Below are 24,530 nucleotides of genomic sequence, written 5' to 3'. Positions count from 1 at the left end.
CTCAGTAGTTGTAGTAATTCTTTTCTTTAGACATCATTTCCCACGTAATTGAACAATGGTTCAGTTTGCTTTAGTTTGCTATATAACCTTGCGTTCTAATCAGAGTAAAAAACACTATAATAATGTTGGTCTGTACTCGCCTTTGCCACGTTGCCGGAACCCAGTTGGGCAGTAAAAAGTATATAAATATGAAGCACAGCGAGAGAAATAAAAAAGCCGCCTTCGGCTGGTGAAGGCGGCTGTGCGCGCATGACTACGCTTGATACGGCTTGCCAGCTTCCATGTTATGACAATGCCTGATTCTCCGGCTGTGACATACCACTGCCATAGCAATGAAAAATGCTCCGCCTAGCAATAAAATAAGGCTGTTCCGGTAGAGCAGGGGTGAATAGCCGGCAAGCATTAGCTCGCGGACAACATTGGAAAAATAAGACAGGGGGAAGGCATAATATAGAACGGTCCCGATCCTGTCCATGGCTTCCAGCGGCCAGGTGTAGCCGGACAATACGAAAGCCGGAACGGTATAGGCTATCGATAATCTGGTAAAGGTTAGTTCAGAATTGCAGATGGAGGCAAGCAAAGCGCTAAAGGCAACGGCTGCAAAAGTGAAGGTCACCGCTAGCAGAAGCAAGCTAAATATAGAGGCTTTGCCGGGAATGCCAAATAGTTGGGTGGCAGCGGCTAAGGTAATAAAGAAAGCGAGTGTACCCGAAAGCCAGTAAGGAAAAAGCTTGATGACAATTGTCCAGGGATGGGTGTAGCTTACTTCGCCTGGAGGCTGATATTCATTTTGGATACTGGCACCGACTGCCAGGAAAATACCCTGCTGCAGGGCAGCCATGGCTAATCCCAGGACAAAGAAGGACAGATAGCTTTGCGTCGGGTTGTTGAGCACCCGTAAACGAAGCTCGACAGGAGCTGTTTTGTTGGCTGCCATCGTGGGCATTTGCCCAGTGTTTATTTCAGCCAGTTTTGCGCCGGTTTCTCTGGCAAAGCCGGCCAAAATTTCCTGAGCGGCTGTAGTTACCGTATTGGCAATGAGAATGTTGGCGCCATCGGTTAGTAAGAGAACCGTAGCAGACCGTCCCGACTTGGCGTCCTGGGCAAACTTTTTCGGAATGTGCACGGCTGCGTACACTGCTTTTTCGCGCAGGGTCTGTTCCATATCATCCTGTGATACGACATAGTCAACAATCCGGAACCGTTCGGAGTCATCAAAGGCTTGGATAAGCGTACGGCTGAACTGCGTCTGATCCTCATCATAGATAACCAGGGGAACCGCTTTTATGGTATGTGTGCCATAGAGTAAGCTGAATAAGAGCAGGTAAGCCAAAGGCGCTCCGAAAAGCAGGATGGCTCGCCTGCAGTCCGCAAGGAACATCTGGCGAATTTCCCGTTTCCATATTTGCCGCCAGCTCATAGGGCTGCCTCCTTTACGGTCTTGAACCGGAGCTTTTTCCGGCGGTGGTTAAAGACCAGCATGGTAATTAGGTTGAGGACACTGCCGCCGGCAAACATAATCAGGATATTTTGCAGCAGGGCCGGTGAATAGCCTGCCAGCAGCAAATCGCGCAGGCTGTCTGCCATGTAGGTGAGCGGCATGAAGGCGGAAAAGACCCGGGCAAAATCACCCATCGCCCAAGCGGGCCAACTGAGGCCGCTGTACAACAGTCCGGGCATAATATACAGTAACGGCATCTGCAAGGCTTCCACTTCATTGCGGACAATGGCGGAAAAGAAAAGACTGATGCTGACAACGAGAAAGGTAAAGGCAGCGCCCAAAAAGAATAGGTCGAAGAAAACTCCTCCCCGGTACGATACATTGAAAAAGAGGATGATAACAGCTAAGTATGCCAGAAAGGAACCGATCGCGCACAGCCAGCAGGGCAGTAGCTTACCGATAACGATTGTCGTCGACGAAGTTCCTTGCCAGCGGGAAAGGTTCCCGTATTCTTTAACGATCAAAGTGCCTGCTACTAATAGAATTGCGATTTGCAGGCCATTTGCCACTAAGCCGGGCAGCATAAAATTAGTGTAGGCAATGGTCGGATTGTTGAGAATTCTTATTCCCAATTTGACCGGGGCAGCGGTGTGCAGGGCCTGAGCCGGCATTTGATTGAGCGCTTCCAATAGCTTTTGGCCGGTCGCCGCCGAAAATGTCTGGATAATCTCCTGACTGGAGGAGATTGCGGCATTGGCAAACATGACATTGGTCGAGTTCGTTTGGATCAGAATTTCGGAAGCCATACCCAGTTTGATATTTTGCGCAAATTTGGGCGGAATGGAGACGGCAACCAGCGCTTTGTTTTCATGCAGCAACTGCTCCAGCTCTTCCTGGGTCCTTACCTGAGCGACCACCTCATATTTCTCCGAATCAATATAGGCTTGGATTAATGTCCGGCTGGCTGTTGTCTGGTCCTGATCGTAAATGACGGTGGGCACATATTTTACGACATTGCTGCTATAGGCGCACCCAAAAAAAATACTATAGAGTATGGGTATGCCAAACAGCAGCACGGCGGCAGGCGATTTGGAGCCAAACAGCGCCCGCAGCTCAGACCGTATAATGTCACTGAGCTTCATCGATTTACACCATCCATCAGCTTGAAGCGCATGCCGGGACGGAGCTTATCGGAATTGACCTGAATTTTGACATTGAAAGTAATAATATCGTTGTCACCGCGTTCGTTCGTGGCCCGGTAGGTGGCAAATTCCGCTTTTTTGCTAATATCAATAATCGTTCCGTCTAAGACGAGCTTGCTGTCCCTTCCCTGGATTTTGACCTGCTGCTGAAGTGAATAGCGTGAAAGCTCAGTCTCCTTGACTTTGAGATTAACCCAGTTGTCTACCGGGTTCTGAATGGCTACCAGCGGCATGCCTTGAGAGACCATGGCGCCTTCTTCCACATATTTGGCGGTGATAATACCGTCAAACGGAGCACGTATTTCGGTTTCATCCAGCGATACTTCCACCTGCTGCAAAGCCGCCTGAGCCTGAGCCACTTTACTGCGTACAGCTTCTTCGTTGGCGGCATTCACATTGGTTTGCAGCAGACCGGCCTGCGCTGTTGCCACACCGGCCTGTGCCTGGCTGTATGCCGCCTGAGCCGCTTGGTATTTAGTACGGTAGGTATCAAATAATTGTCTGGAGATGGCCTCTGAGGTCAGCAGTTCGCTGTAGCGGTTATAATCGCTTTCCGCCAGGGCTAAATCAGACCGGGCTTTTTCTAATTGTGCCTGGGCAGTATGTAGGGCGGCTTTGGCGGTTTGGTCCTGCAGCACAGTAACCGTAGCCGCCTGAACGGCTTGGGCGTTAAAGGCATTGATATTGGCTTTGGCCTGATTTACCTGGGCGACAATGTCCCGGTTGTCAATATGGGCCAATACCTGCCCTTGCGTCACACGGTCGCCCTCTTTGACGAGCAGGCTGACGATCCTCCCCGGTATTTTGGAATTAATATCGACTTCCTTGGCTTCGGCCCGGCCCCATACTTCAGGAGTTGTCTCGCGGCTGCCACAGCCGGCAAACAGAGTGACAGACATAATCAACAGCAAGGTATAGGCTAAACCGCGCATAAAGCGTTTGGTAACATTTTTTTTTATTGTAAGCATTTTCTTTCCTCCCAACAGGATTGTTAGTATTTACTGTTTTTTAGCCCGCCAGCTCGACTGGTGGGTATTTCTTTTGCGGGTTTGTACGAAAAGAATAGGGAGAACGGTGCAAGCAAGGGAAACTTGATACTTATAAGTACCAAAAATGTACCTATTGGTACAAACAGGTACAAGTAAAGCGCGCCGATAGCGCGTTTACTTAGAGAAGGCTTATTACTTATAATTTATTCTTTAACCATGATTCCATGGATCATTACATCCAGCATTGCTGTCACAGCATCCGGATAGGTCATATTATGATCGGCGAGAAAGCGGTAGCTGATCAAGTCGTTTATGGTGCTAATAATCATTTGTTGAAGGACCCCTAAATGCACGTGCCGGATAGTACCTGCCTTCATATTCTCACTCAGCAGGTTGGCCAGGCGGTCCATACGCTCCTGGCGAAACAGAGTCACCTTTTTCCATTCGTTGGGATAGGTCAGACGAAGATCATCGTACACACGGTTATGAAAGGGTTCGAAGGTTTCTGGTGTGATGGTCAGCGCCGCCTTCAGTTTTTCCGTAATCGGTAAATGTGAAGTATAGATTTTTTCCTCTTGTTTGCGGAAATCATTCAACACGATAGCTACTATTGTAGCAATTAGTTCGTCTTTGGAGGAGAAATGCTCATACAGCGATGATTTACTGATGCTGAGACGCTTGGTAAGATCACTCATGGTGAATTTGAAACCCCGCAAATTAATTTCTTCAACGGTTGCCATAATAATTCGGTTACGCAAATATATCACCTCATTAATATTGTACCAATAAGTACAATATTGGTACAATAGTTACAATTGCATATTATGCCATTTGGTTTCACTTGTCAATAATAAATTTATCTCGCTACTCTCGTTAGCCGCTTTTGTTCAATATTTTTCCTTTCTCAAAGGTTGAGGCATGGTGAGCCTTACCGGATTTGCAAATTTATATAAATATTGGAGAAGCGTGTAATAGAAACAAAGTGTCAACGTATTAACCTTATGATTAATGCTTAACGCGGGACGACGCACCGTGGCGGAAAAGATAAACCGGCAATATTCTATAGGGAGAGAGGGCCGTGACGAAACGATACGCTTATGCGTTTTTTGGTAGTGCAATTGTCTTAATTGGCTTATTGGCAGGGTATGGTATTTATGTCAATGCCAGCAGCAATATTCATGTGGCGAAAATGGCGGCTTCCCAGTATGTCCGGGTGAAAGGCGCCCCGGCTACGTTCCGGGATATTGTGCCGGTAGTCTATTTTCCGGTTGTCAATATCTATTCCTCAAAAATGCAGGACGTACATTTCGAGATTGACGGCACTCTGGCCCAAGTCTTTGTCAATCCGGGTGAACGGGTACGGACCGGGCAGCTGCTGGGTGAGATTATTAATGATGTGTTGCCGTCGGCAGTGCTGCAGGCGGAAGGCAAGATTCGCTCCTGTGAGGCTAATGTTGTGAAATGGGATAATACCTTGCGGCGATATCAGACCCTGGCGGCCCAGAATGCTATTTCTCAGCAGCAGTTGGATGAAGCGTCCACCAGCCTGAGGGTTGCCGAAGGGGAACTGGCCTCAGCCCGGGCATATCACGGAGAACTGATTACCCGGCTGGGGAAGCAGCAAATCGTGGCGCCCTGTGACGGCGATGTTATGCAAGTGTATTATTCTCCGGGAGCGGTGGTGCGTACCGAGGACTCGCTGGTGATGCTTAGCGAACAGACATCCCTGTATTTTCGCAAGCATGTTGCCAGCGAGGTCATGGAACAATTGCAGCCGCTTGCAGGGACCCTTAAGCTGGCGGTGAAAAAAAGCGAAGTGATGGAGATGGCCTATGTTTCGCAGATAAAAGGCAGGCATGCCGGTGGGGACAATGATTTTGAACTGCGGCTTGCGAAAGTATCGCCGCCGCTAGACACGCCGGCCCAGTACCGTACCGTGGAGTATCAAATAGATAATTCCGCCGGCTTGCTGGAGACAGGCATGTATTATCAAGTCAAAATTTATGGCACAGACAAACGGCAGGTATTGTCTGTGCCGCAGGAGGCCGTAATCGGGGATAGGGAGCCTTTTGTTTTGGTGGTCGGCCCGGACAGCCGGCTGGAACGACGGCAGATCAAAACCGGGATTCAGGATGACGAATATGTGGAAGTGGAAGCTGGGTTAGCGGAAAACGAGACGGTTGTGGTGGTCGGCAAATACGCCGAGTTCACATCAGGCATGAAAGTGCAGGTAATACAGCAGCCGTAGAAAGGACAACCGAACGATGCGGAAAGAACAAACTGAGGGATTATTCCGGCAGGAAGCGCTGGAAAAGTTGCGTTCACCGGAGCAATTGGATAAGTTATTTGCGCCGGTCACACCTGTGGCCTGGATCGCTCTAGCCACGGTGTTGCTGCTGGTATTTTCCGCCCTGATGTGGTCGGTTTTCGGTGTGATGGCCACCAAAGTTAACGGGAGTGGTTTGATCATTGATGCTGATGGTCTGGTCAATATCAGCTCCGATGCCGGTGGACGGCTGGCGGAAATACGGGTGAAAGTCGGTGACCGGGTACAGCGCGGGCAGGTTGTGGCTACGGTGGAGCAGCCGGATTTAGAGGCGCAGATTGCCCGGATAAATCAGGAGATTAATATCGCTATGTCCCGCAAGGAAATGGCGAATCTGGCAGCCAGTTTAAATGAGCTCCAGGATAAACTGAGACGGAGTAGTCAGGTGCTCAGCCCGGTGGAAGGAATTGTTGCCGATTGGATAGCAGATGGGGTAGGCGATGTGTTGACGCCAGGAACGCCGCTGTTGAGTGTGCGTATCGACGAAGCCGCACGGGGTGAAATGATAGTTTTGCTGTATGTGCCAGTGCTGGAGGGCAAGAAAATCAAGCCGGGGATGATGGCGCAGATTGTACCCGGTTCCGTGGACGCTGCGGAATATGGCAGTCTGATCGGCCAGGTGCGTACAGTATCCAACTATCCTGTTCTGGCTGACAGTATGACCAACTGGACAGGCAATAAGGAGCTGACCGCCTGGGTGTTGCAGCAAACTGGCGGTGCAGCCATGGAGGTACAGATTGATTTGATCAAGGACAATGATACCGAGACGGGGTATTTGTGGTCTTCCATTCATGGTGCGCCGGAGAAGATTACGGCAGGAACAGCTTGCACCGGCAATATTGTGGTGAAACGACAGGCACCGATTGCCAAAGCTTTTTTGAAATTAAACCAATGGCTGCGGAGTGATTGACTATGGCGGCAACACGACGCGTCAAAACCCCGGCGGTTTTGCAAATGGAGGCGGTGGAATGCGGGGCTGCGTCTTTGGGGATAGTCCTCGCTTATTACGGACTGTTCCTGCCCCTGGAGCAGCTGCGACTGGAATGCGGCGTGTCCCGTGACGGCAGTAAGGCCAGCAATATTTTGAAAGCCGCCCGGCATCTGGGAATGGAGGGTGTCGGTTTCCGTGACAGCGCGGAGGGATTGCAGGACAGGGAATTACCGCTGATCATTCACTGGAATTTTAACCATTTTCTAGTATTGGAAGGTTTTACAGACAGACTTGTTTATCTGAATGATCCGGCAGCCGGCCACAGGACTGTAACCTGGGAGGAATTTGCCGCGTCCTTTACCGGCATAGTGCTCCAGTTGAAGCCCGGACCGGGTTTTCAAAAGGGTGGAGCAACGCGGGGGATTATTCCGGTTTTGGCCAGACGGCTTTATGGCCAGGAGAAAACGCTGGCTTTTGCGTTGTTGACAGGTGCCGGGCTGATTGTTCCCGGGCTGGCTATCCCGGTGTTCAGTCAGGTATTTTTGGATGATGTCCTGTCGCTTAAACATACGGACTGGCTTGCCGGTTTGCTGCTGGCTATGGGACTGGCGGCGGTGCTGCAAGGGGCGCTGACCTGGCTGCGTTCCTGGTGTCTTACCCGTTGGCAGGGCGCGCTTACCATCGGGGAGTCCAGCCGCTTTTTCTGGCATCTGCTCCGGCTGCCGATGGAGTTTTTTCAACAGCGTTACGGGGGCGAAGTGGCTTCACGGGTGCAGTTTAATGAAACGGTGGCGTCGATATTGACCGGCCAGGCGGCCACCGTGTTCCTGGATGTGCTGATAGCGCTGTTTTATTTGAGTCTGCTGTTTCAATATAATGCTACCCTGACCCTTATCGGCATGGTGTTCAGCCTGATTAATGCGGGCATTCTCCTGCTGATGTTTCGCTGGATGACCGAGCAGCAGATGAAAATCCAGCAGGATGCGGCCAAAGCCTATGGTATGGCCATCGCCGGTATTCAGACCATCGAAACCTTAAAGGCCAGCGGCAATGAGGGCGATTTTTTCAATAAATGGGCGGGTTATCAGAGTAAATTGCTGGAGACGCAGCAGAAAATTGAGCTTTCCTCCCAAACGATGATGCTTGCGCCGGCATTTCTGACCAGCTTGAATACCGCCGTTATTATGGCGGTAGGCGGCTTTCAAATCATGGACGGCTTGATGACCGCCGGTATTTTTATGGCTTTTCAGAATTTGATGGGTAAATTTCAGGAACCGCTGAACAATCTGCTCAATCTGGGCCAGTCATTGCAGACGACTCAAATGCAGATGCAGCGTCTTGATGATGTGTCGCGCTATCCAATTGATCAGGCTAACTACTCTGATGAGTCTTCGTGGAGTAGTGGCAAGACCAAGCTGTCCGGCCATGTGGAGTTGAGGCAGGTAACCTTCGGCTACAGCCGGTCGGAAGCGCCCCTGGTTGAAGATTTCAGCCTGACGATTGAACCGGGGCGCTGGGTGGCGCTGGTCGGCGGCTCAGGCAGTGGCAAGTCCACGGTGGCCAAGCTGGTATGCGGCCTGTATCAGCCGTGGCTGGGGGAGGTATTGTTTGATGGTCTGCCGCGCCGGCACATTCCCCGGGAAGTGGTTGTTAACTCCGTCGGGGCGGTGGATCAGGAGATTGTTCTGTTCGCCGGTACGGTGGCGGATAATATCTCCTTGTTTGATGCTACGCTTTCGCGGCATGAGCTTGTGCGGGCCGCCAAGGATGTCGCGATTCACGACGATATTGCCGTATTACAGAACGGGTACGAGGCAAATGTGGCAGAGGGAGGACGGAATTTCAGCGGAGGGCAGCGGCAGCGGCTGGAGCTTGCCCGGGCGTTGGCCGTGAACCCTTCTGTGCTTGTGCTTGACGAAGCCACCAGCGCCTTAGACCCGCTGACAGAGCAAACGGTCGTGGGTAATATCCGCCGCCGCGGCTGCGCCTGCCTGGTGGTTGCCCATCGATTGAGTACGATCAGGGACTGTGATGAAATTATCGTTATGCAGCACGGTAAAGTCGTACAGCGTGGCAGGCATGAAGAAATGATGGCAGTCGACGGACCTTATCGGCAGCTGGTTGCACAGGATGCCGCTGACAGGACTGAATTTCCTTCGGCGGCACAGCAGGAGCCCGAAGGGGTGAAAGGCTGGCTTTAATAGTGACCGTGGAGGTTAAGCATGGACAGGGAAACGAATAGGACCGGTGAGCCGCGAATAATAGTAAATAACAGTCAGATTGTGTGGCTGGATGATCCGGACAGGGTATGGTGGGTGAGTGAAGGCGTGGTGGATGTCTATGCCGTCACTGCCGCGGATAGCCAGCACTGCCGGCGGCTTTTTCTGGATCAGGCCGGGGAAGGGCAGCTCCTGTTCGGTTTGCCTCCGGACGGTGGGGTCCGGCTTATAGTGAGCGCCGCGAGAGAGGCCGGACTATATTGCCTGTCGCGGGCGGAGTTTCTGCAAAGGGCTGGTGACACCGGCGAATCCGGGCAGAAGAATATAGTATCCGGGATTAAGACCTGGTTGGAGATATTGCTGGCCGGACCGGAAATGCAGGCAGGACCAAGGAGCTTTTCGCTGTCAGCGCCGGGAGAAGCTGTGTCGCTGGCGGTAGAAACCGCTGCCGTACTCCAGGGATTGTCCACAGCAGATATTTTCTCTTCGGCGGGCAGGGAGAAGCCACAGCTGTTTTGGCAGCCATTGGAGCGCTGTCATCAATTGTTCGCAGCCTCGATGGCCGATTGGTTTGCCGGCGAGGAATTGCGCGATAGCGAGCGGTTGATGACCAGAAGGCAGTTGCGGGAACGGCTATTGTACGGTGCCGCCAATCAGCTGCTGCGTACCGATATGCCCGAATTGTCGCCTGTAGCGGCAATGGATGGCACATACTCTCCTGTATTGGCGGTGGTAAGGGCTGTGGCCTGCTGGTTGGGCATCGCAGAACGGCGGGTGCGTCTGCCGGCGGGAGCCGACCCGCTCAGGCAGGATATTGCCATGCTGAGAAGAGTTGTCCGCTTGTCCGGGATGCAGGTGCGTCAGGTATGTCTGGAACCGGGCTGGCAAAGGCGGGACAATGGTCCACTGATTGGTTTCCGGGGACCGGAACGGCGGCTGGTAGCGTTGTTGCCGGGGTCGCCGTCCCAATACCGCCTGTTTGATCCCGACAGCAAGGAAATGACAGTGATCGGGGAAGAGACCACCTGCAGCCTTGACCTTATTGCTTATACAATATATGCCGGGTTGCCCGGGAAATCACTTGGTTTATCCGGCTTGCTGAGCTTCATGTTCAAAAAGTGCTGGTCCAGTGATGTATGGTCGATTGTCCTTATCAGTATGATAGCTAGTGTTGTTCCGGTATTGCTACCTTTTGTTACGCAGACTATTTTTGAACATATTATCCCCGTTAATGACCGCCAGGGCCTGGTAATGGTTGTACAGGTTATGGTAGTGGCCGCTTTTGCCACAGCCGGCGTTGCTTTCGCCCGGAGTATTGCTGTGTTGAGATGTAAAAGTCGGGCGCGGCTGGTTGTCGAGGCAGCTTTGTGGCTGCGTCTTTTGTCCTTACCGGTTGCTTTTTTCCGGCAGTATGAGGCCGGTGATTTAGCTCAGCGCATGAATAGTATCACGCAATGGTTCACCTTGCTTTCCAACTCGGCGGTGTCGGCTTTATTTAATGCGGTTTTCTCTTTTTGGATACTGCTGGTCATGCTGTATTACAGCTGGAAGCTGACCCTGGCGGCGGGGGCGGTATGGTTTGTTTACCTTGGTGTGAGTACCTTGCTCCAATGGCAGATGGTGATAGCCAAGCGCCGGATGATAGAAGCGGCGGGCGAAACAGCCGGTCAAATACTCCAGATATTTAACGGTTTGAGCAAATTCCGGATGCAAGGGGCGGAAGCCCAGGCTTTTTATTTATGGTCCCGGAAGTTTGGCGAGCAATGGAAATGGAACAGGGATTTTCGCTGGAAGTCCAATTGGCTGGAAATCGTCAACACCCTGCAGCCGGTGTTGTTAACCATGCTGGTTTTCTGGCTGACGCTGGACTGGCTTGAGCAAGGAATCGGAACGCAAGCAGCCTTCATAACCTTTCCTCAATTTATGGCTTTTCATGCGGCGCTGGCCGGATGTAACGCCACCTTGACAGGACTGGTATCAGTGAGCACCAATCTGCTTGAATTTGTGCCCCAAATGGAACGGCTGCGCCCTGTTCTGGAGACTGAACCCGAAACAAGCGAGGATAAGGCTGAGGCCGGCGAATTGAGCGGCCGAATTGAGATCAGCAATGTCTCGTTCCGCTATGCCCCCGACCTGCCTCCGGTACTGCATAATATATCCATGAATGTGCGTCCGGGACAATGTATTGCCCTTGTGGGGTCTTCCGGCAGTGGCAAATCTACACTGCTGCGTCTTTTGCTGGGGTTTGAAAAACCAGAGACAGGCTCCATTTACTATGATGGCCAGGAACTGGCGGAAGTGGACGTAGCCTCTGTGCGGGCGCAGATGGGAGTTGTGCTGCAAAATGGCCAGTTGATGGCTGGTGATATTCTCACCAATATTATCGGTTCGTTACCGCTGACTACCGATGATGCCTGGCAGGCGGCGGAAATGGTGGGGCTGGCTGAGGATATCCGTACTATGCCAATGGGGATGCACACCATAATCAGCGAAGGGGCTTCGAATATTTCCGGCGGTCAACGGCAGCGAATCCTGATAGCCCGTTCCATTGTCCACCGGCCGCGGATTATCCTGTTTGACGAGGCTACCAGCGCGCTAGATAACAGGACGCAGGCCATGGTAACAGAAAGCCTTAGCAGGTTGAAAGCCACTCGCATTGTTGTGGCACACCGTCTGAGCACGGTGATCAACGCTGATGTTATTTATGTATTGGATAAGGGCGAGATTGTGGAGCATGGGACGTATGCTGAACTGATGACAGAAAAAGGCTTATTTTCCGCGCTGGCTCACCGGCAGATGGCGTAGAACTTTATACTATGCAGTAAGAAAAAGGAACATCCCTTCGAAGGAGTTCCTTTTTTTATAGTTTTTTTACCTGTTCTTGCCGTTATAAAGACCGGTAGCTCGCCAAAGCCAAAGTCATAGGATGGGGTACGGCTTGGCGGATTATTAAAGTACTGTATGTCCGTGGTAGCTCAAGGCCGTACAGCGTCGGAGCAGTTCCATGGCCTTGCCCTTTTTCCCCGCTGCCCGATAACTTGCCAGCAGGGTTTCGGCCGCCTCCAGAAAGCTGTCCTCGCACTCCAGCCTGGTACTTTCGGCCCATAGCGCTTCCATATCGTCCAGATATCGGCCGGTATAAGCGTCAACCACCTTTAGGGCAGTTTCAGGTCCGGGCTGTTGCCGGAATTTTGCCGCTGCCTGCCGGAAACGATCAAGATCGCAGATAATTTCCTCCGGGTTCAGGCGATATATGCCCTTTTCATACACAACCGGATTGGTTGCTTCCAGGCTTTCGAAAGCCTGCCGGATTTCGCCCCGGCGGGTGTGGAACAGGTTGGCGGCATTGGCCTCGCTATTTTCCCATACATCCCGGCAAATCTGCTCCCTGGTAACCCCCTCGCGGTATTCCAGTAAATAGGCCAGAAGCTCACGCGCTTTTTGCGTACGGATTTTAACCCGGCTTGTCCTGTCATAGGCGGGGGCGATGTGGAAAGTGCCAAGGGTATGCAGATAAACCCGTTCCACGGTATAGCCGCCATAGGACAGCATTTCCTGCGTGAATTCAGGTGTAATGCCACATTCAGCAGCCAGTTTGAGGACCGGAGCAAACAGGGGTTTGAAGCGCAGGTAATAGCGGTGAGCATTTTTGCGGGACAGTTCTAAAAAGTGCCGGGTGCATTCTTTGGCTGTCTCCGGCTTACCTTCCCGCAGGTAAATTGCCGCCAGTCTTCCATAGGCGATGGCAGCGTAGGCATAGCTGCCAATATCTTCGCCAATCCGGATGGATTGATGGAAAAAGTGCTTGCACTGCTCACTATCCAGCCCCAGCGTGTCCAGCGCATTGGCCATGCGCCCATAGGCCAGCGACTGGAAAAAAGGCGTAGTCTTTTCCAGGAGAGTGAGAATTTCACTGATCGACTGACCGGCCTTTTCCGGTTGTGCCAGCAAGCCGGCGCAAAGCTTCCAGATATTTATGAACAGATAATGATCGCGGGTGCTGCGGTTTAGCACGGCATATTCCTTCGCCAGGCTGAGAGGCTGGTCAATAATGGAAAAATCAAAAGGCAGACCGCAATAACATTTCAACAGCTCTTCTGCATGGAGGACTTCCACATAAAGGAGATAATGTATGCTGTACTCTTCATACAATCCCAGCTGTTTTAAACGTGTCAATTCTGCGTCCAGCAAGGGCAGCGCCTTCTCTTCCCGGCCAGTAATCTGGTAAGCCTTGGCCGCATAGGCGCCTACACTGTGGCGCAATAGCCAGTCCTGCTCCTCACGGGGAATGGAGAGCGATTTTTCATAAACCTGCAGACAGCTTTTGTAATCCCCAAGATAAAAATAAACTGTTGTCAGATAGCGTTCAAACCATGCCTTCACTCCGAGTTCTCCCCTGCTCAGGCATTGCTCCACCATGCTCATGGTCAGTTCCAGCGCCTCGGTAAGCCGGGAAGTCATGGTCAGATTGTAGATTTTTTCAATGACCACAGCGTACCAATCCTGCATGGGTGCGTCCGGCGGCAAAGGCAGTAGGCTGTCAAGGCAGCGGGTGCTTTCCCCGAAAGAAACCTTGTTGCGGAGCACTCTGGCCATATGGGTCATAGCGTACCGGTAGAGGCTTTGCTCATTGCCGCTTAAACGGTCAATAGCGGTTCGTAAATATTTTTCTGCCTGATGAAAATCTCCCAGATCGGATAAAACCATGCCTTTAGCCAGCATAACCCGGGGGGACAATTCGGCGGCGTGTTTTTCGAGAAAGTCAAAATATTTTCTCAGGCCTTGGTTATGGTTCCAGGCAAAAGGCAGGGCCAGCATGGCGCCGAGGCAATTCTGAACTGCCCGGCTGTCCTCAAGCAGCAGGGCATACTCGGCGGCCTGCGCGTAATCCCCGCTTTCGTAACAGAAAGTCTGGGCTTTCTTCAGGGTTTCTTGGTCCAGTCCCTCGCTAATTTGTTGCAAAAAAGCCCGGAAAAAGGCGTGGTGGCGGTAGGTTGAGCCAGCATGGCGCTCTGTGAAGATATTGCGCAGGACAAGGCCCTCGAATAGCTCCCGGCTGTTGCCGAGGCCAAGGAGGATATCGCAGAAGGCAGGGTCCAGCACAGGCAGACCGGCGGTAGCTTTCAAAAAAAACTGGGTCTCGGCAGGCAGCTGCGCTATGATCTCCTGCAAGAGATAGCGGTAGAGGTCTTGTTCGGCATAGAGCCTTGCTGCGGGAAGGGACCTGCCGCCCTTTGCAGCCAGACGGTAGGATTGGAGGCCTAGCGTCCAGCCTTCGGTGGCCCTATAGATGGCATCATCCCCAAAACCTAAAAGCTGTTCAGCCTCTTCACTGCTGAAGCATAAATCCTGCTGGGAAAATTCGGCCATTTTGCCGGTCAGCTTCAAGGGAAGCAGCCCATCCCACGGTTCATGGCGGCTGGCCATGATCAGGGAGAGCGTGGGCGGGCAGGCCATTGCCCAGGCCGTGAGTAAGACGGTGATGGCAGGGTTATGAATCATATGCACATCATCCATGAGGATTGACACTCTTCGCTGGCCGATGGCCGCCAACAGGGCAGGCAACAGGATGGAGGCTAACCGCTCACTGTGAACAAAGGGAATATAGTCGGCGGCATAAAATTCGAATTTCCCCAGCTTTTCCCGCAGGGATGACTCCAAATGGCCCAGGAAATATGGCGCATCACTGTCCCTGTCATCCAGGGGCAGCCAGACCACATCATTCCGGCCCTGAGCGTATTGCAGCATCAGCGTGGTTTTGCCATACCCTGCGCCGGCATGAATATAGGTAAGTTTGCTGCCGGAAGGACGGACTTTCTCTACCAGGCGCGAACGAAAAATGATGCCGTCACCTGCCGGCAAAAGCGGCAGCTTATTTTTTTGTCTGACATAACGGCCTAATTTGATTCTGGCATCGTTTGGCTTGGTTGCTGTTTCGGGAAGCAGCCATGTCCAGCCATGACGTTCCGCACCCCTGATCCTGCCTTCCTGGCAGAGAGTATGGACCCGGCGCTGGGATATCCCCCACTTTGCTGCGGCCTCTTTGGGAGTGATATATTGCAAACTTGTTTGCCTCCTTCACGGCCTGCGCGGCCTTTTTCCGGGGTAACTTCTTTTTTCATTATAAGCGAAGTTTCGAATAATATCGAGCCGAATTCCGGTTGGCAAGACAAATTTCCCGCTTCTTTGCAGCGGACAATACAGACTGAGTCGAAATCTGGCGGTGATTGTTGAGGAAATGGCGACTGGCGGCAGTTTTGGTGGTAGCCACTTTTTTATAATTAATACAGTAAGGCAAGGCGTTTTCCGGATGAGTAAACCGGTGCGGCAGGCTGGGAATATTGGTTGGGGGAGGACTGTGGGAGGATGGTCAGGCTGACGCAAATGGAGGAGGGGGCATGGCTTACACCGGATAATGATAGTCACCGGTTTTTTGACGAAATTTACCGGGAGTACTTCCCGCGGATATACCATTATGTCCTTTACCGGGTGAGCAACTATCATGACGCAGACGATTTGAGCAATGAGATCTTTGTCAAGCTTTTTACCAGCCTGAACCGCTATCAGAGGGAAAAGGCTTCTTTGCCGGTATGGATCTTCACTATAGCCCGCAACACCGTGATTGATTATTATCGGCGGAACTCACGGCCAGTCACCTCTCTGGAGGCAATCCCCGACTTTTCCGACTCCCGGCCGGGGCCTGAAGACAAGGCGGTTACCCGTGAACTTCGGCAGCATTTGCGGGAGGCTTTGGCCTCGTTATCTCAGCGGGAACGGGAAATTATTGCCCTCAAGTTTTGGAGCGAATTTTCTAACCGGGAAATTGCCGGATTTATCGGCATCAGCGAAAGCCATACAGGCGTTATTCTGTTCCGGGCTATGCGGCGGCTGCGCCTGATTCTGGAAAGCCAGGGGGTTGAGTATTGATGACGGAAGGGACTAAGGCTGAACTGTTCTTGTCCTATCTGGACCGGATCCTGGCAGGGGAAACAGACCTCGGGCCGGTAGCAGACGGTGAGCTAGCCGGGCTCATCAGGCTGGCCCAAAGTATGGTTGCCGCTGATCTCAGCAGCAACAGCAAAATCAGGGAGAGTTTGCGGCAACAGCTCTTGGGCAGGCTGTCGCCGACAGATACCGTCAGCCTGGCCGCTGTGGCTGACGACGGCAGGCCGGAGGGCGAATTGACAGAAGCAGAGCTGGAGCTTGTGACTGCCGCCGGAGCGGGAGTGGGAACTGTTTGTCCCCGCTGTGGGGCGAGTGAGGGTGGGAGGCAGGGGAAGTGCCCCTGCTGCCGCTAACAGTGTAACAAGCTAGCTAATCCTCCGAGGGGAGGCTGCGCTTGTTTTTGCACACGAAAAATATTGGTCAGCCTGTGTAATAGAATTTGCACTGCAACGTATTTACTGGTAGAGATGGCTGCTTCCCTGGTTCGCTATTTCCTGGCAGGGTCTTGGGGAAGGGCATCCCTTAACCAAATATAAAGGAGGAGAATGAATAATGAGTGAAATCCAACGCTTTAACAAAGACCTTAAGGAGAACAAGGAAATGTTGGAAGAGGTAACGAAAGCCGGTAATGATTTGGCGAAAATTGTGGCCTATGCCAATGCCAAGGGCTATAATTTTACGGTTGCTGAGCTGGAAGCCGGTGTCAAATCGGCTGAACTGTCTGAGGAACAGCTGGACAAGGTGGCTGGCGGTGTCTCTCTGGTATTAGGAAAGGTAATTGTGATTTAAAAGACCTTGATTTTTGCGGCCCGGGCGCTATCAGCACCCGGGCCGGTTTGCAGATAAACGGCGACTTATCAGGGGGATGGTGATGTAGTATGCACGAACTGCACTTTTGCGGAGATTTTAATTCCCAAATCAACGCGGCCGAAAAAAGGCTGATTCCTCATATCAAACGCTTCTTTGAGTGTGTCGTTGGGGATCCGGAATTTTACGTGGCGCTGCAGGAGAACGCCGCCGGGTGTGAAGCCCTGTTGCGGGCAAGGGGAATAGCCGGTGTGGAGCCAGAGCAACTGGCGGTATTGTTCCCGGAACTGTTTATGCTGAAGGAAGTTTCAACCGCGGAATTGGCGGACAAGCCGCAGGCGCTGTTGTGGCGGCGTTATTGCGAGGCGGCCGCCGGGGTACGGGAGCTTTTGCGTCAGCGGGGAGGAGAAAGCCCCAGCCACCGGTTTAATGCCTGGCGCCAGCGTCAGGTAAACCGCTGCCAAAGCCAGCTGGGCCAGGAAACTAATGCGGCCATTGTTCATGCGACCGCCGCATTTGAATTGAGCAAGGGGTGTTCCATGGGCTGCTCTTTTTGCGGTCTTGCGGCTGAACCCCTGCAGGCAGTGTTTATGTATACTGACGAGAATGCCCGGCTGTGGCAGACTGTCCTTGATGTAGTGGCAGCGCGCCTCGGTACTACAGTCGGGATTGGGCTGTGTTATTGGGCGACCGAGCCAAGTGATAACTCTGATTATTTCAAGTTTCTGGGCGATTATTGGAAGAAAACAGGTAGTTGTCCGCAGACCACCACGGCAGCCCCGCTGCGCAAGCTTGACTGGACGCGGGAATTGCTGCGGTTCCGCCGTGAACATGTCACGTCAGCGGATCGCTTTTCCATTCATTCAACCGAGCTTCTGCGCCGGGTGCATCAGGAGTTTTCCGCCGAGGATTTGGCTTTGACAGAGCTTATCCTGCAGCATTCGGACACCTGGTCCCGGCTTATGGCCCGTTCGGGCCGTAACCGCCGGGCCGTTCCGGCCGATTCTCAGGCCAAATTCGTTACTACCCATACCATTTGCTGTCTGTCCGGTTATCTGATAAACATGGTAGAGCGCTCGGTACGCCTGATCAGTCCCTGCCCGCCGTCGGAGCGCTGGCCTTTGGGCTACCGTGTCCACGCTGAAGGCAGTTTTGCGACTGCGGCGGAACTGGATGGTTTTATTGTCAAGACCATAGAAACCTGTATGCCTGAGCATATGACGCCGGCGGACACGCTGGCCTTTCGGCAAGACCTGGTGCTTACCTCTTTGCCGGAAGGGTTCGAGCTTCACAGCGCTTATCGGCTGCATAAGCTGACAGGCGCTCCTCAACTGGTTCAGCTTGGCCGGTTCATCGCACAGGGAAACCTGACCGTAGGAGATGTACTGGAGGAAATTGCAGCTCAACGCCAGGATGTTCTGGCGGTAGCGTCTTCGATTCACAGGTTGTTTGAACAAGGCCTGCTGGAAGAAAATCTGCTATAAGTGGCCAGACTAAAAAAAGGAGCCCTGTTGAAACGTAATCCACGTCACTATTCATCCTGCGGCTTTAGACTTGGCAGACTACTAGCCAGGCTGCTCAATTGTTTGGACAAACTTCCGAACTATTCCGCCATACTGATAGCGGTCATTAAAAATGGCCGTTACATGCCCGGCGTTTGCAAACAAATATATTTGCCGGGGCCCTTTGGTGGCATGATAAAGCTCCAGCGACATGGAAGCAGGAACCAGCTTGTCAGCTTCACCATGAATATAGAGAACCGGCGTGGTTATATTACGTACTGACCGGATCGGGGATGCCTGACGGAAAGTAAAGCGGGCATCGAAATAGGCAACAACATTTGCGTATGGCAGTAACAGTTTTGTCAGCACTTTTCCCGGAAGATTCAGCCGCCGCTCCATTTGTAACGCTAATAACGTCTCAAAATCAGAGTAGGGACTATCGGCAATATAGAAAGCCACGCGCTTATTGGCTTCATTGAGCTCAGCATGCATGAGTGCGGTCGCTGCGCCCATGGAAATTCCATGAACACCGATCATGCCTTGGGGACGGTTGCCAACCCAATCCACCCACTGATCAAGATCATATTTTTCATAATTGCCCCAGGTGACCGAATTACCGCCGCTTTCGCCATGAGCCCGCAAGTCAATAAGCAGAAGATTAAAGCCGTAATTGAGATAAATATCCAAATAGTTTAGACCGACAGCGCGACTTTCGCTAAAGCCATGCAGGAAGATAAGGGTTTTATCTGTAGTTTGGGGATTGGGAATATATGTGGCAGACAATGGATAGCCAAAGCGGGATACAATGGTGGTATCTTCCCACTTACTCTCTTGTTTGCCAGTTTCTAAGATTTGTTTGAGCGTGCCGTTATTTCCATTAAGATGGGAATGTAAGACACTTGTTTCTTTATAAATGATATTTCCGATATAGAGGCCAGCTCCGTTTATCCCAAGAAAAACGACTGCAATACTGAGCAGGACCCAGCGCCGCCAGCTCCCTTTTTTCGATAGTTGGTACTTTGTATTCGATTGCATAATATATCTACCTCATGAAATTTTCTGGCTGATGATTCTGGAAGTATTGTTTCACATTTTACAATACAACTTTAAGTTACCTCTAAGTCAATAGGTTTTATATATTTCCGCCGACTCCAAGGGTGCTGACCTTATTATTAGCTTTTGGTATTTTTCGATATTCCAAATAGTACCTCTTTTTTAAAAAATATATTAGCCTGGGAAAATCGTTGTAACAGGTATACTAAAAAAAGGAAACTTTGCCGTAGCAAAGCTTCCTTTTTTCTAATACTTTAATTTTCTTTCCAGAATGACGCCGGTCTCCGGATTAATTTCCAGCTCTCCCCGCATAGTGTCTGTAGTGAATTTTACTTCATATACCTGGTAGCCGTCGTCGGAAGACAGGCGCATCTTACGGATTATCGCATCCGGGAATTCTTTTAACGTAATTTCGGTAATATCGTTTCTGCTCAGGCTGATGGTGTTGCTGCCATGGCTGTTTGTCAGTTTTGTTTTTACCTCGGTAACTTTCTCGGTCAGTTTGTCGATTTCAATTTCATATTTTATTTTAGCGGCATTATCAAAAAAGGTTACCTCATAGGCAGTAACGTCATCTTCGGTGAGGACATGGACGGCGCCTGCCGGGATCCATTTTTTTGCTATTTCCTGTGCCGAATCAGCCGTGACCGCTGCTAAAGCCGTGGTTGCGGTGCCAAATGAAATCAGTGATGCAAGCATAACGCCCAGTATTTTTTTCTTGTTTGTTTTCATCATATATAACCCCTCCATGTTTTGATTTATATTAAATATAATTGATGAACATTAAAGTAAGATTAATTTTTAAACGCCAATCTGAATTTTATTGTTAAAAATTATGGTATAATTTTAGCAGAATTTACTAGGGAGATTGTTATGCGTATTTTACTGGTAGAAGACGAGAGTGATTTACAGCAACTGCTCAAAAAGCGGCTGGCACAGTCGGGTTATGCTGTCGACGCTGTTGCGGATGGGTGGGAAGCACAAGATTATTTGGCAGCGATGCAATATGATCTTATTATCCTGGACTGGATGCTGCCCGGACTTGACGGGATTTCCTTGCTGGCCAAGTTCCGCCGAACAGACCTGATAACCCCTGTTCTTTTACTTACTGCCAAAGATAATATTGAGGACCGGGTAACAGGACTTGACGCCGGTGCGGATGATTACTTGATAAAACCGTTTGCTTTTGACGAATTGCTGGCCCGGATTCGGGCTCTTATGCGCCGGCCGGGCAATGTTCGTGCAGACACGATATGTGTGGCCGATTTAACGGTAAATTTCAGCAGCCGCACAGTAACAAGAGGGGAGAAACAAATTTCCTTATCAAGCAAGGAATTTGCCGTACTGGAGTATTTAATCCGCAATCAGGGCATTGTTTTATCGAAGGAAAAGATTGAGGAACATATCTGGAATTATGATTTTTCCGGCTCTTCCAATGTCATCAACGTTTATATCCGGTATTTGCGTAAAAAGATTGACGACGACTTTGACCTTAAATTGATTCATACCGTCCGGGGGGCCGGTTATGTGCTGCAGGAGAGATTATGAAACCACTATCAATAAAAGTAAAGATTACGTGCTGGTACACCGGACTGATTATTTTTATTCTCGCTGTTATTATGGCGGGAATTGTTTTTGGTACCGACAAGGTCCTGGTGCAGGGAGTGCAGCGTGAGTTGCAGGACGAAGTTTATGATGTGGCAGAGGATATCAATTATACAAATGGCTCGATAGATGTAAATGATGTTGATTTTTTTGATGATGGGGTACTCATTTCCTTGTACACTAAAGAACAAACCCTTTTTGCCGGACAGTTGCCTGCCGGACTGCCGGCGGCGGTGCCTTTTCAATCCGAGCAAGTGCAGACAGTTAAGGTGGACGGGAGTCAATGGCTGGTTTACGACCTGTATATAACAGCCAAAGGCGAGGAAGGTATATGGGTTCGCGGTGCGGTATCGTTAAGTCCGGCCTATGAGACACGCAACCAGATTCTCTTTGTCTGTATGGTATTGTTTCCTTTTTTAGTGTTGCTTGCCGGGTACGGAGGCTGGTTGATTACCCAAAATGCTTTCCAGCCTGTCACTCTGATCCAAAGAACAGCGGCAGAAATTGAAAGCAGCGGCGATTTATCCAGGCGTATTCACCTGACAGGAAGCCAGGATGAAATTTATCAGCTTGCGCAAACGTTTGATCATATGCTGGACCAACTGGAAATGTCATTTAAAGCGGAACAGCAGTTTACCGCAGATGCGTCGCATGAGCTGAGAACGCCTGTTACTGTCATGATGACGCACGCTGAATATGCACTGGCGCAAAAAGATAATTGGCAGGAGGCGGCTGAAGCCATACAGGTGATTTTGCAGCAGGCGGAAAAAATGAATTCATTGATTTCTGCTTTGCTTTTATTGGCACGAGCTGACCATCGTACGGACAATCTCGAATTTGAAATGATTAACCTCAGCGAAGTGGCTGAAATGGTGGTCGAGGAAATGGAAATAGCAGCCCGCAAGCGGAATATTACTATTTGCACCGATATTGAGCCAGACCTTATGTTAATGGCTGATCAAACTTCTATGATGCGGCTGCTGTTAAATCTCTGCCAGAATGCCATTCGTTATGGCCGCGATAACGGCTGGGTCCGGCTTACGCTAAAGCGGGAAGACGGTGGGATTCAGGGGAGTGTTGCAGACAACGGCATTGGCATTGCTCCGGCAGAGCAGGAAAAAATATGGAAGCGATTTTATCAGGTAGACCCGGCGCGGCATAAAAGAGAAGACAGCGGAACCGGCCTGGGACTGCCGATTGTAAAGTGGATTGTTGAGCGGCACGGCGGCAGCATTGCGATAGATAGCTGTCTGAACGGCGGTACGACTGTGCGGTTTTGCTTGCCGGTAAATAGACAAAGCAAGCTGTAAAAAATGTGCAACAACAGCTTGGCTTTTGCCTGAATAATTTCCCAAACAGGGAAAAAAGCAGCAGTAGTAATAAACTACGAAACCCAACAAAATTCTACAGTAAATTTGTTCAAAATTTAGACAAATGTCAATTGATGAAAATAAAGGCAAAGGTTATAATTAAACTGCCATATGTATATTTGGGAGAGATTATTAACTTAAAGGGGGGCGAATTGTTGATTAGTGCTAATAGTTTAAAAGTCAGATTAATTGTCCTATTTGTTTTGTTTGCCTTTATTCCGGTCTGTATCAGCGGGATCATCAGCGGCTACATAAATGCGCAATCCTTGAAAGAAGTAACAATGGTATCAAATCGCAATACTGCGCAGCAGATAGGCAATGAAATTGCCCGTGTGGTGGACGACGCGAGGATTGTGAATGATATTCTGGCCGAGTCTCCTACCGCCAAATCAATGGATCCTGTGGCTGTTAAAGAATTGATATTAGCGGCGCAGAAACAGAATCCAAACTATGAACTCATCGTCGTTATGGATAAGACAGGCATGCAAATCGCCAGAACCTCGGGAACCCTGGCCAATCGTGGTGACAGGCTTTATTTTAAAGAAGCCATGCGAGGCATCACTTTTATTACCGATTCGTACATTTCCGTTTTTACCAATGCACCCTGTATTACCGTTTCTTCACCGGTTAAAAATAGTGCCGGACAGATTATCGGGGTGGTAGCTACCGACGTCAGCCTCAAGTCCATCTGGGACATTGCTGACAAAGTGCAGATTGGTCATACCGGTTATGTGGATGTTGTCGATAATAAGGGAACCATTATTGCCCATCCTGACAAGGAGCGGGTTCTGAAAAAAGAATCCTTTGCTACTTATGATTATGTTGCCAAGGTGATTGACGGACAAAATGGCGCTCTGGAAGCCACTTCCACCCGCGGGGAAGAGTCCATTACTGTTTTTTCACCAATTGCCCAGAATAAATGGGGCGTTATTGTTCATGAGCCCATCAAAGAAGTAATGGCAGTCGTGTACAAATCGGCGGCGGCAACTGCTGCAGTTGTTTTGCTTGCCATTCTTATCGCGCTCATTGCTTCATACTATGTGGCTCGCAGTATTGCCAATCCGCTGGAAAAGCTCGGTATTGCCGCAGAATTGGTGGCTGAAGGCGATCTGGCTCACACCATCGAGGTTAGAGGTGTGACCGAAATCAACAAACTTACCGATACCTTCAATATAATGATAGCCGCGCTGCGGACCCTTGCTGCCAAAACCTCGTCTACCGCTGAAACGGTTGCTGCCTCTTCCCAGGAATTGGCTGCCTCTTCCGGTGAAGTGGGCAAAGCTGCCGAGGAAGTTGCCATCACCATTCAAAGTGTGGCTGAAGGTGCAAATAACCAGGTAACGCTGGCCGATAACTCAGCCCATATTATCAAGGATATGGTTGAGGCCATTGTTACTACCAGCAAAGCCGCTCACTCGGTGGCAGCCGCCTCTGAGCAAAGCGAACGGGCTGCGGAAACCGGTACCGAACAAATCGGTATGGCTGTAACTAAAATGAATGAAATTCAGCATGATGTGAGCCAGGCAACCCAGAAGATTCATGCTTTGGGTGAAAAGTCCCGGCAAATTGGACAAATTGTCGACGTTATTACCGGTATTGCCGGTCAAACTAACTTACTGGCGCTTAATGCCGCCATTGAGGCCGCCCGGGCGGGTGAGCAGGGACGCGGTTTTGCCGTAGTTGCCGATGAAGTGCGTAAGCTGGCCGAACAGTCTGACGCAGCTGCCCGCGAGATTGCCGGTATTATTCAGGCCATTCAGGCCGATACGGTGGAAACCGTTACCGCCATTGACAAAAGTGGCCGTGAAGTCGCTGCCGGTGTACAGGTTGTGGAAAGTTCCGGCATTGCCTTTAAAGAAATCTACACAGCCGTGAAAAATGTCCGGGACGAAGTGGTGCGGATTGTGGCGCTGACAGAAGAACAGCAACGGCGCAGTACTCAGGTGGAAAATGCCATCCATGGTATCGCCGATGCAGCGCGCCTTAATGCTGCCGGTGCCGGACAGGTGGCGTCAGCCAGCCAGGAACAAAATGCCAGTGTTGAGGAAATTGCCGCCGCATCTGCCGGCCTGGCCCAGATGGCGTCCGAACTCCAGCAGGCTGTATTTAAATTCAAGATTTAAGTATATTTTGACGGCAA

The 24,530-nt window shown here is 50.8% G+C and carries 18 protein-coding genes; 11 read left to right on the top strand and 7 right to left on the bottom strand.

What is annotated here, in order from left to right:
• Positions 1-253: 253 nt before the first annotated feature.
• From SPSPH_RS13800 to SPSPH_RS13785, 4 genes are all read right to left on the bottom strand, one after another.
• Positions 254-1,420 carry an ABC transporter permease gene (locus SPSPH_RS13800; RefSeq protein WP_075756613.1) on the bottom strand — a complete coding sequence of 389 codons (1,167 nt, stop codon included), beginning with the start codon at positions 1,418-1,420 and terminating at the stop codon, positions 254-256.
• The gene (locus tag SPSPH_RS13795) at positions 1,417-2,583 is read right to left on the bottom strand and encodes an ABC transporter permease (protein ID WP_075756614.1); all 1,167 of its coding nucleotides are present in this window, start codon (positions 2,581-2,583) and stop codon (positions 1,417-1,419) included. Before SPSPH_RS13795 ends, SPSPH_RS13800 begins: the two co-directional genes overlap by 4 nt.
• Positions 2,580-3,611 (bottom strand): HlyD family secretion protein, encoded by a 1,032-nt coding sequence (locus SPSPH_RS13790; RefSeq protein ID WP_075756615.1) that lies wholly within the window; start codon positions 3,609-3,611, stop codon positions 2,580-2,582. The genes SPSPH_RS13795 and SPSPH_RS13790 overlap by 4 nt, the downstream gene beginning before the upstream one ends.
• 224 nt (positions 3,612-3,835) lie before the next feature.
• A complete protein-coding gene (locus SPSPH_RS13785; RefSeq protein ID WP_075756616.1) occupies positions 3,836-4,390 on the bottom strand; it encodes a TetR/AcrR family transcriptional regulator in 555 nt (184 codons plus the stop codon).
• Positions 4,391-4,710: 320 nt separating this feature from the next.
• Between SPSPH_RS13785 and SPSPH_RS13780 the strand changes: the two genes are divergently transcribed.
• Genes SPSPH_RS13780 through SPSPH_RS13765 form a run of 4 tightly spaced genes read left to right on the top strand, consistent with a single transcriptional unit; the run spans position 4,711 to position 11,913 of the window.
• The gene (locus tag SPSPH_RS13780) at positions 4,711-5,880 is read left to right on the top strand and encodes an efflux RND transporter periplasmic adaptor subunit (protein ID WP_075756617.1); all 1,170 of its coding nucleotides are present in this window, start codon (positions 4,711-4,713) and stop codon (positions 5,878-5,880) included.
• Between the two features lie 16 nt (positions 5,881-5,896).
• On the top strand, positions 5,897-6,868 hold the full coding sequence (locus tag SPSPH_RS13775; RefSeq protein WP_075756618.1) for an NHLP bacteriocin system secretion protein: 972 nt from the start codon (positions 5,897-5,899) through the stop codon (positions 6,866-6,868).
• Positions 6,869-6,870: 2 nt separating this feature from the next.
• Positions 6,871-9,090, top strand: coding sequence for an NHLP family bacteriocin export ABC transporter peptidase/permease/ATPase subunit (locus SPSPH_RS13770; RefSeq protein WP_075756619.1), 2,220 nt, complete (start codon positions 6,871-6,873; stop codon positions 9,088-9,090).
• Positions 9,091-9,111: 21 nt separating this feature from the next.
• Positions 9,112-11,913 carry an NHLP bacteriocin export ABC transporter permease/ATPase subunit gene (locus SPSPH_RS13765; protein WP_075756620.1) on the top strand — a complete coding sequence of 934 codons (2,802 nt, stop codon included), beginning with the start codon at positions 9,112-9,114 and terminating at the stop codon, positions 11,911-11,913.
• A 144-nt stretch (positions 11,914-12,057) separates the two neighbouring features.
• Here SPSPH_RS13765 and SPSPH_RS13760 read toward each other — a convergent pair whose 3' ends face one another.
• Complete coding sequence (locus SPSPH_RS13760) at positions 12,058-15,171, bottom strand: hypothetical protein (protein ID WP_198930940.1); 3,114 nt, start codon at positions 15,169-15,171, stop codon at positions 12,058-12,060.
• A gap of 303 nt (positions 15,172-15,474) precedes the next feature.
• Between SPSPH_RS13760 and SPSPH_RS13755 the strand changes: the two genes are divergently transcribed.
• The 4 genes from SPSPH_RS13755 to SPSPH_RS13740 all read left to right on the top strand — a co-directional run bounded on the left by SPSPH_RS13755 (position 15,475) and on the right by SPSPH_RS13740 (position 18,344).
• Complete coding sequence (locus SPSPH_RS13755) at positions 15,475-16,035, top strand: RNA polymerase sigma factor (RefSeq protein WP_075756621.1); 561 nt, start codon at positions 15,475-15,477, stop codon at positions 16,033-16,035.
• Positions 16,032-16,406 (top strand): hypothetical protein, encoded by a 375-nt coding sequence (locus SPSPH_RS13750; RefSeq protein ID WP_143559008.1) that lies wholly within the window; start codon positions 16,032-16,034, stop codon positions 16,404-16,406. The genes SPSPH_RS13755 and SPSPH_RS13750 overlap by 4 nt, the downstream gene beginning before the upstream one ends.
• Positions 16,407-16,605: 199 nt before the next feature.
• Complete coding sequence (locus SPSPH_RS13745) at positions 16,606-16,842, top strand: Nif11-like leader peptide family RiPP precursor (RefSeq protein WP_075756623.1); 237 nt, start codon at positions 16,606-16,608, stop codon at positions 16,840-16,842.
• Positions 16,843-16,931: 89 nt separating this feature from the next.
• A complete protein-coding gene (locus SPSPH_RS13740; RefSeq protein WP_075756624.1) occupies positions 16,932-18,344 on the top strand; it encodes a radical SAM family RiPP maturation amino acid epimerase in 1,413 nt (470 codons plus the stop codon).
• A gap of 81 nt (positions 18,345-18,425) precedes the next feature.
• On the opposite strand, the gene SPSPH_RS13735 is transcribed toward SPSPH_RS13740, so the two are convergent.
• Positions 18,426-19,397, bottom strand: a complete 972-nt coding sequence (locus SPSPH_RS13735; protein ID WP_075756625.1) for an alpha/beta hydrolase — start codon at positions 19,395-19,397, stop codon at positions 18,426-18,428.
• Positions 19,398-19,661: 264 nt separating this feature from the next.
• On the bottom strand, positions 19,662-20,150 hold the full coding sequence (locus SPSPH_RS13730) for a PepSY domain-containing protein (protein ID WP_075756626.1): 489 nt from the start codon (positions 20,148-20,150) through the stop codon (positions 19,662-19,664).
• Between the two features lie 138 nt (positions 20,151-20,288).
• On the opposite strand from SPSPH_RS13730, the gene SPSPH_RS13725 reads away from it, so the two are divergent.
• From SPSPH_RS13725 to SPSPH_RS13715, 3 genes are all read left to right on the top strand, one after another.
• Positions 20,289-20,963 carry a response regulator transcription factor gene (locus SPSPH_RS13725; protein WP_075756627.1) on the top strand — a complete coding sequence of 225 codons (675 nt, stop codon included), beginning with the start codon at positions 20,289-20,291 and terminating at the stop codon, positions 20,961-20,963.
• Positions 20,960-22,330, top strand: coding sequence for a sensor histidine kinase (locus tag SPSPH_RS13720; protein ID WP_075756628.1), 1,371 nt, complete (start codon positions 20,960-20,962; stop codon positions 22,328-22,330). The genes SPSPH_RS13725 and SPSPH_RS13720 overlap by 4 nt, the downstream gene beginning before the upstream one ends.
• Positions 22,331-22,545: 215 nt before the next feature.
• On the top strand, positions 22,546-24,513 hold the full coding sequence (locus SPSPH_RS13715) for a methyl-accepting chemotaxis protein (RefSeq protein ID WP_075756629.1): 1,968 nt from the start codon (positions 22,546-22,548) through the stop codon (positions 24,511-24,513).
• Positions 24,514-24,530: the final 17 nt, after the last annotated feature.

The organism is Sporomusa sphaeroides DSM 2875 (assembly GCF_001941975.2).
Classification (GTDB): Bacteria; Bacillota; Negativicutes; order Sporomusales; family Sporomusaceae; genus Sporomusa; species Sporomusa sphaeroides.
This window is presented reverse-complemented; position numbering and strand designations above follow the sequence as displayed.

Bases quoted from the DNA above. Each gene is read 5' to 3' on its own strand.
- SPSPH_RS13800 (WP_075756613.1), bottom strand. From the start codon at position 1,420: ATGAGCTGGCGGCAAATATGGAAACGGGAAATTCGCCAGATGTTCCTT.
- SPSPH_RS13795 (WP_075756614.1), bottom strand. From the start codon at position 2,583: ATGAAGCTCAGTGACATTATACGGTCTGAGCTGCGGGCGCTGTTTGGC.
- SPSPH_RS13790 (WP_075756615.1), bottom strand. From the start codon at position 3,611: ATGCTTACAATAAAAAAAAATGTTACCAAACGCTTTATGCGCGGTTTA.
- SPSPH_RS13775 (WP_075756618.1), top strand. From the start codon at position 5,897: ATGCGGAAAGAACAAACTGAGGGATTATTCCGGCAGGAAGCGCTGGAA.
- SPSPH_RS13770 (WP_075756619.1), top strand. From the start codon at position 6,871: ATGGCGGCAACACGACGCGTCAAAACCCCGGCGGTTTTGCAAATGGAG.
- SPSPH_RS13765 (WP_075756620.1), top strand. From the start codon at position 9,112: ATGGACAGGGAAACGAATAGGACCGGTGAGCCGCGAATAATAGTAAAT.
- SPSPH_RS13755 (WP_075756621.1), top strand. From the start codon at position 15,475: ATGGTCAGGCTGACGCAAATGGAGGAGGGGGCATGGCTTACACCGGAT.
- SPSPH_RS13745 (WP_075756623.1), top strand. From the start codon at position 16,606: ATGAGTGAAATCCAACGCTTTAACAAAGACCTTAAGGAGAACAAGGAA.
- SPSPH_RS13740 (WP_075756624.1), top strand. From the start codon at position 16,932: ATGCACGAACTGCACTTTTGCGGAGATTTTAATTCCCAAATCAACGCG.
- SPSPH_RS13735 (WP_075756625.1), bottom strand. From the start codon at position 19,397: ATGCAATCGAATACAAAGTACCAACTATCGAAAAAAGGGAGCTGGCGG.
- SPSPH_RS13730 (WP_075756626.1), bottom strand. From the start codon at position 20,150: ATGATGAAAACAAACAAGAAAAAAATACTGGGCGTTATGCTTGCATCA.
- SPSPH_RS13725 (WP_075756627.1), top strand. From the start codon at position 20,289: ATGCGTATTTTACTGGTAGAAGACGAGAGTGATTTACAGCAACTGCTC.
- SPSPH_RS13720 (WP_075756628.1), top strand. From the start codon at position 20,960: ATGAAACCACTATCAATAAAAGTAAAGATTACGTGCTGGTACACCGGA.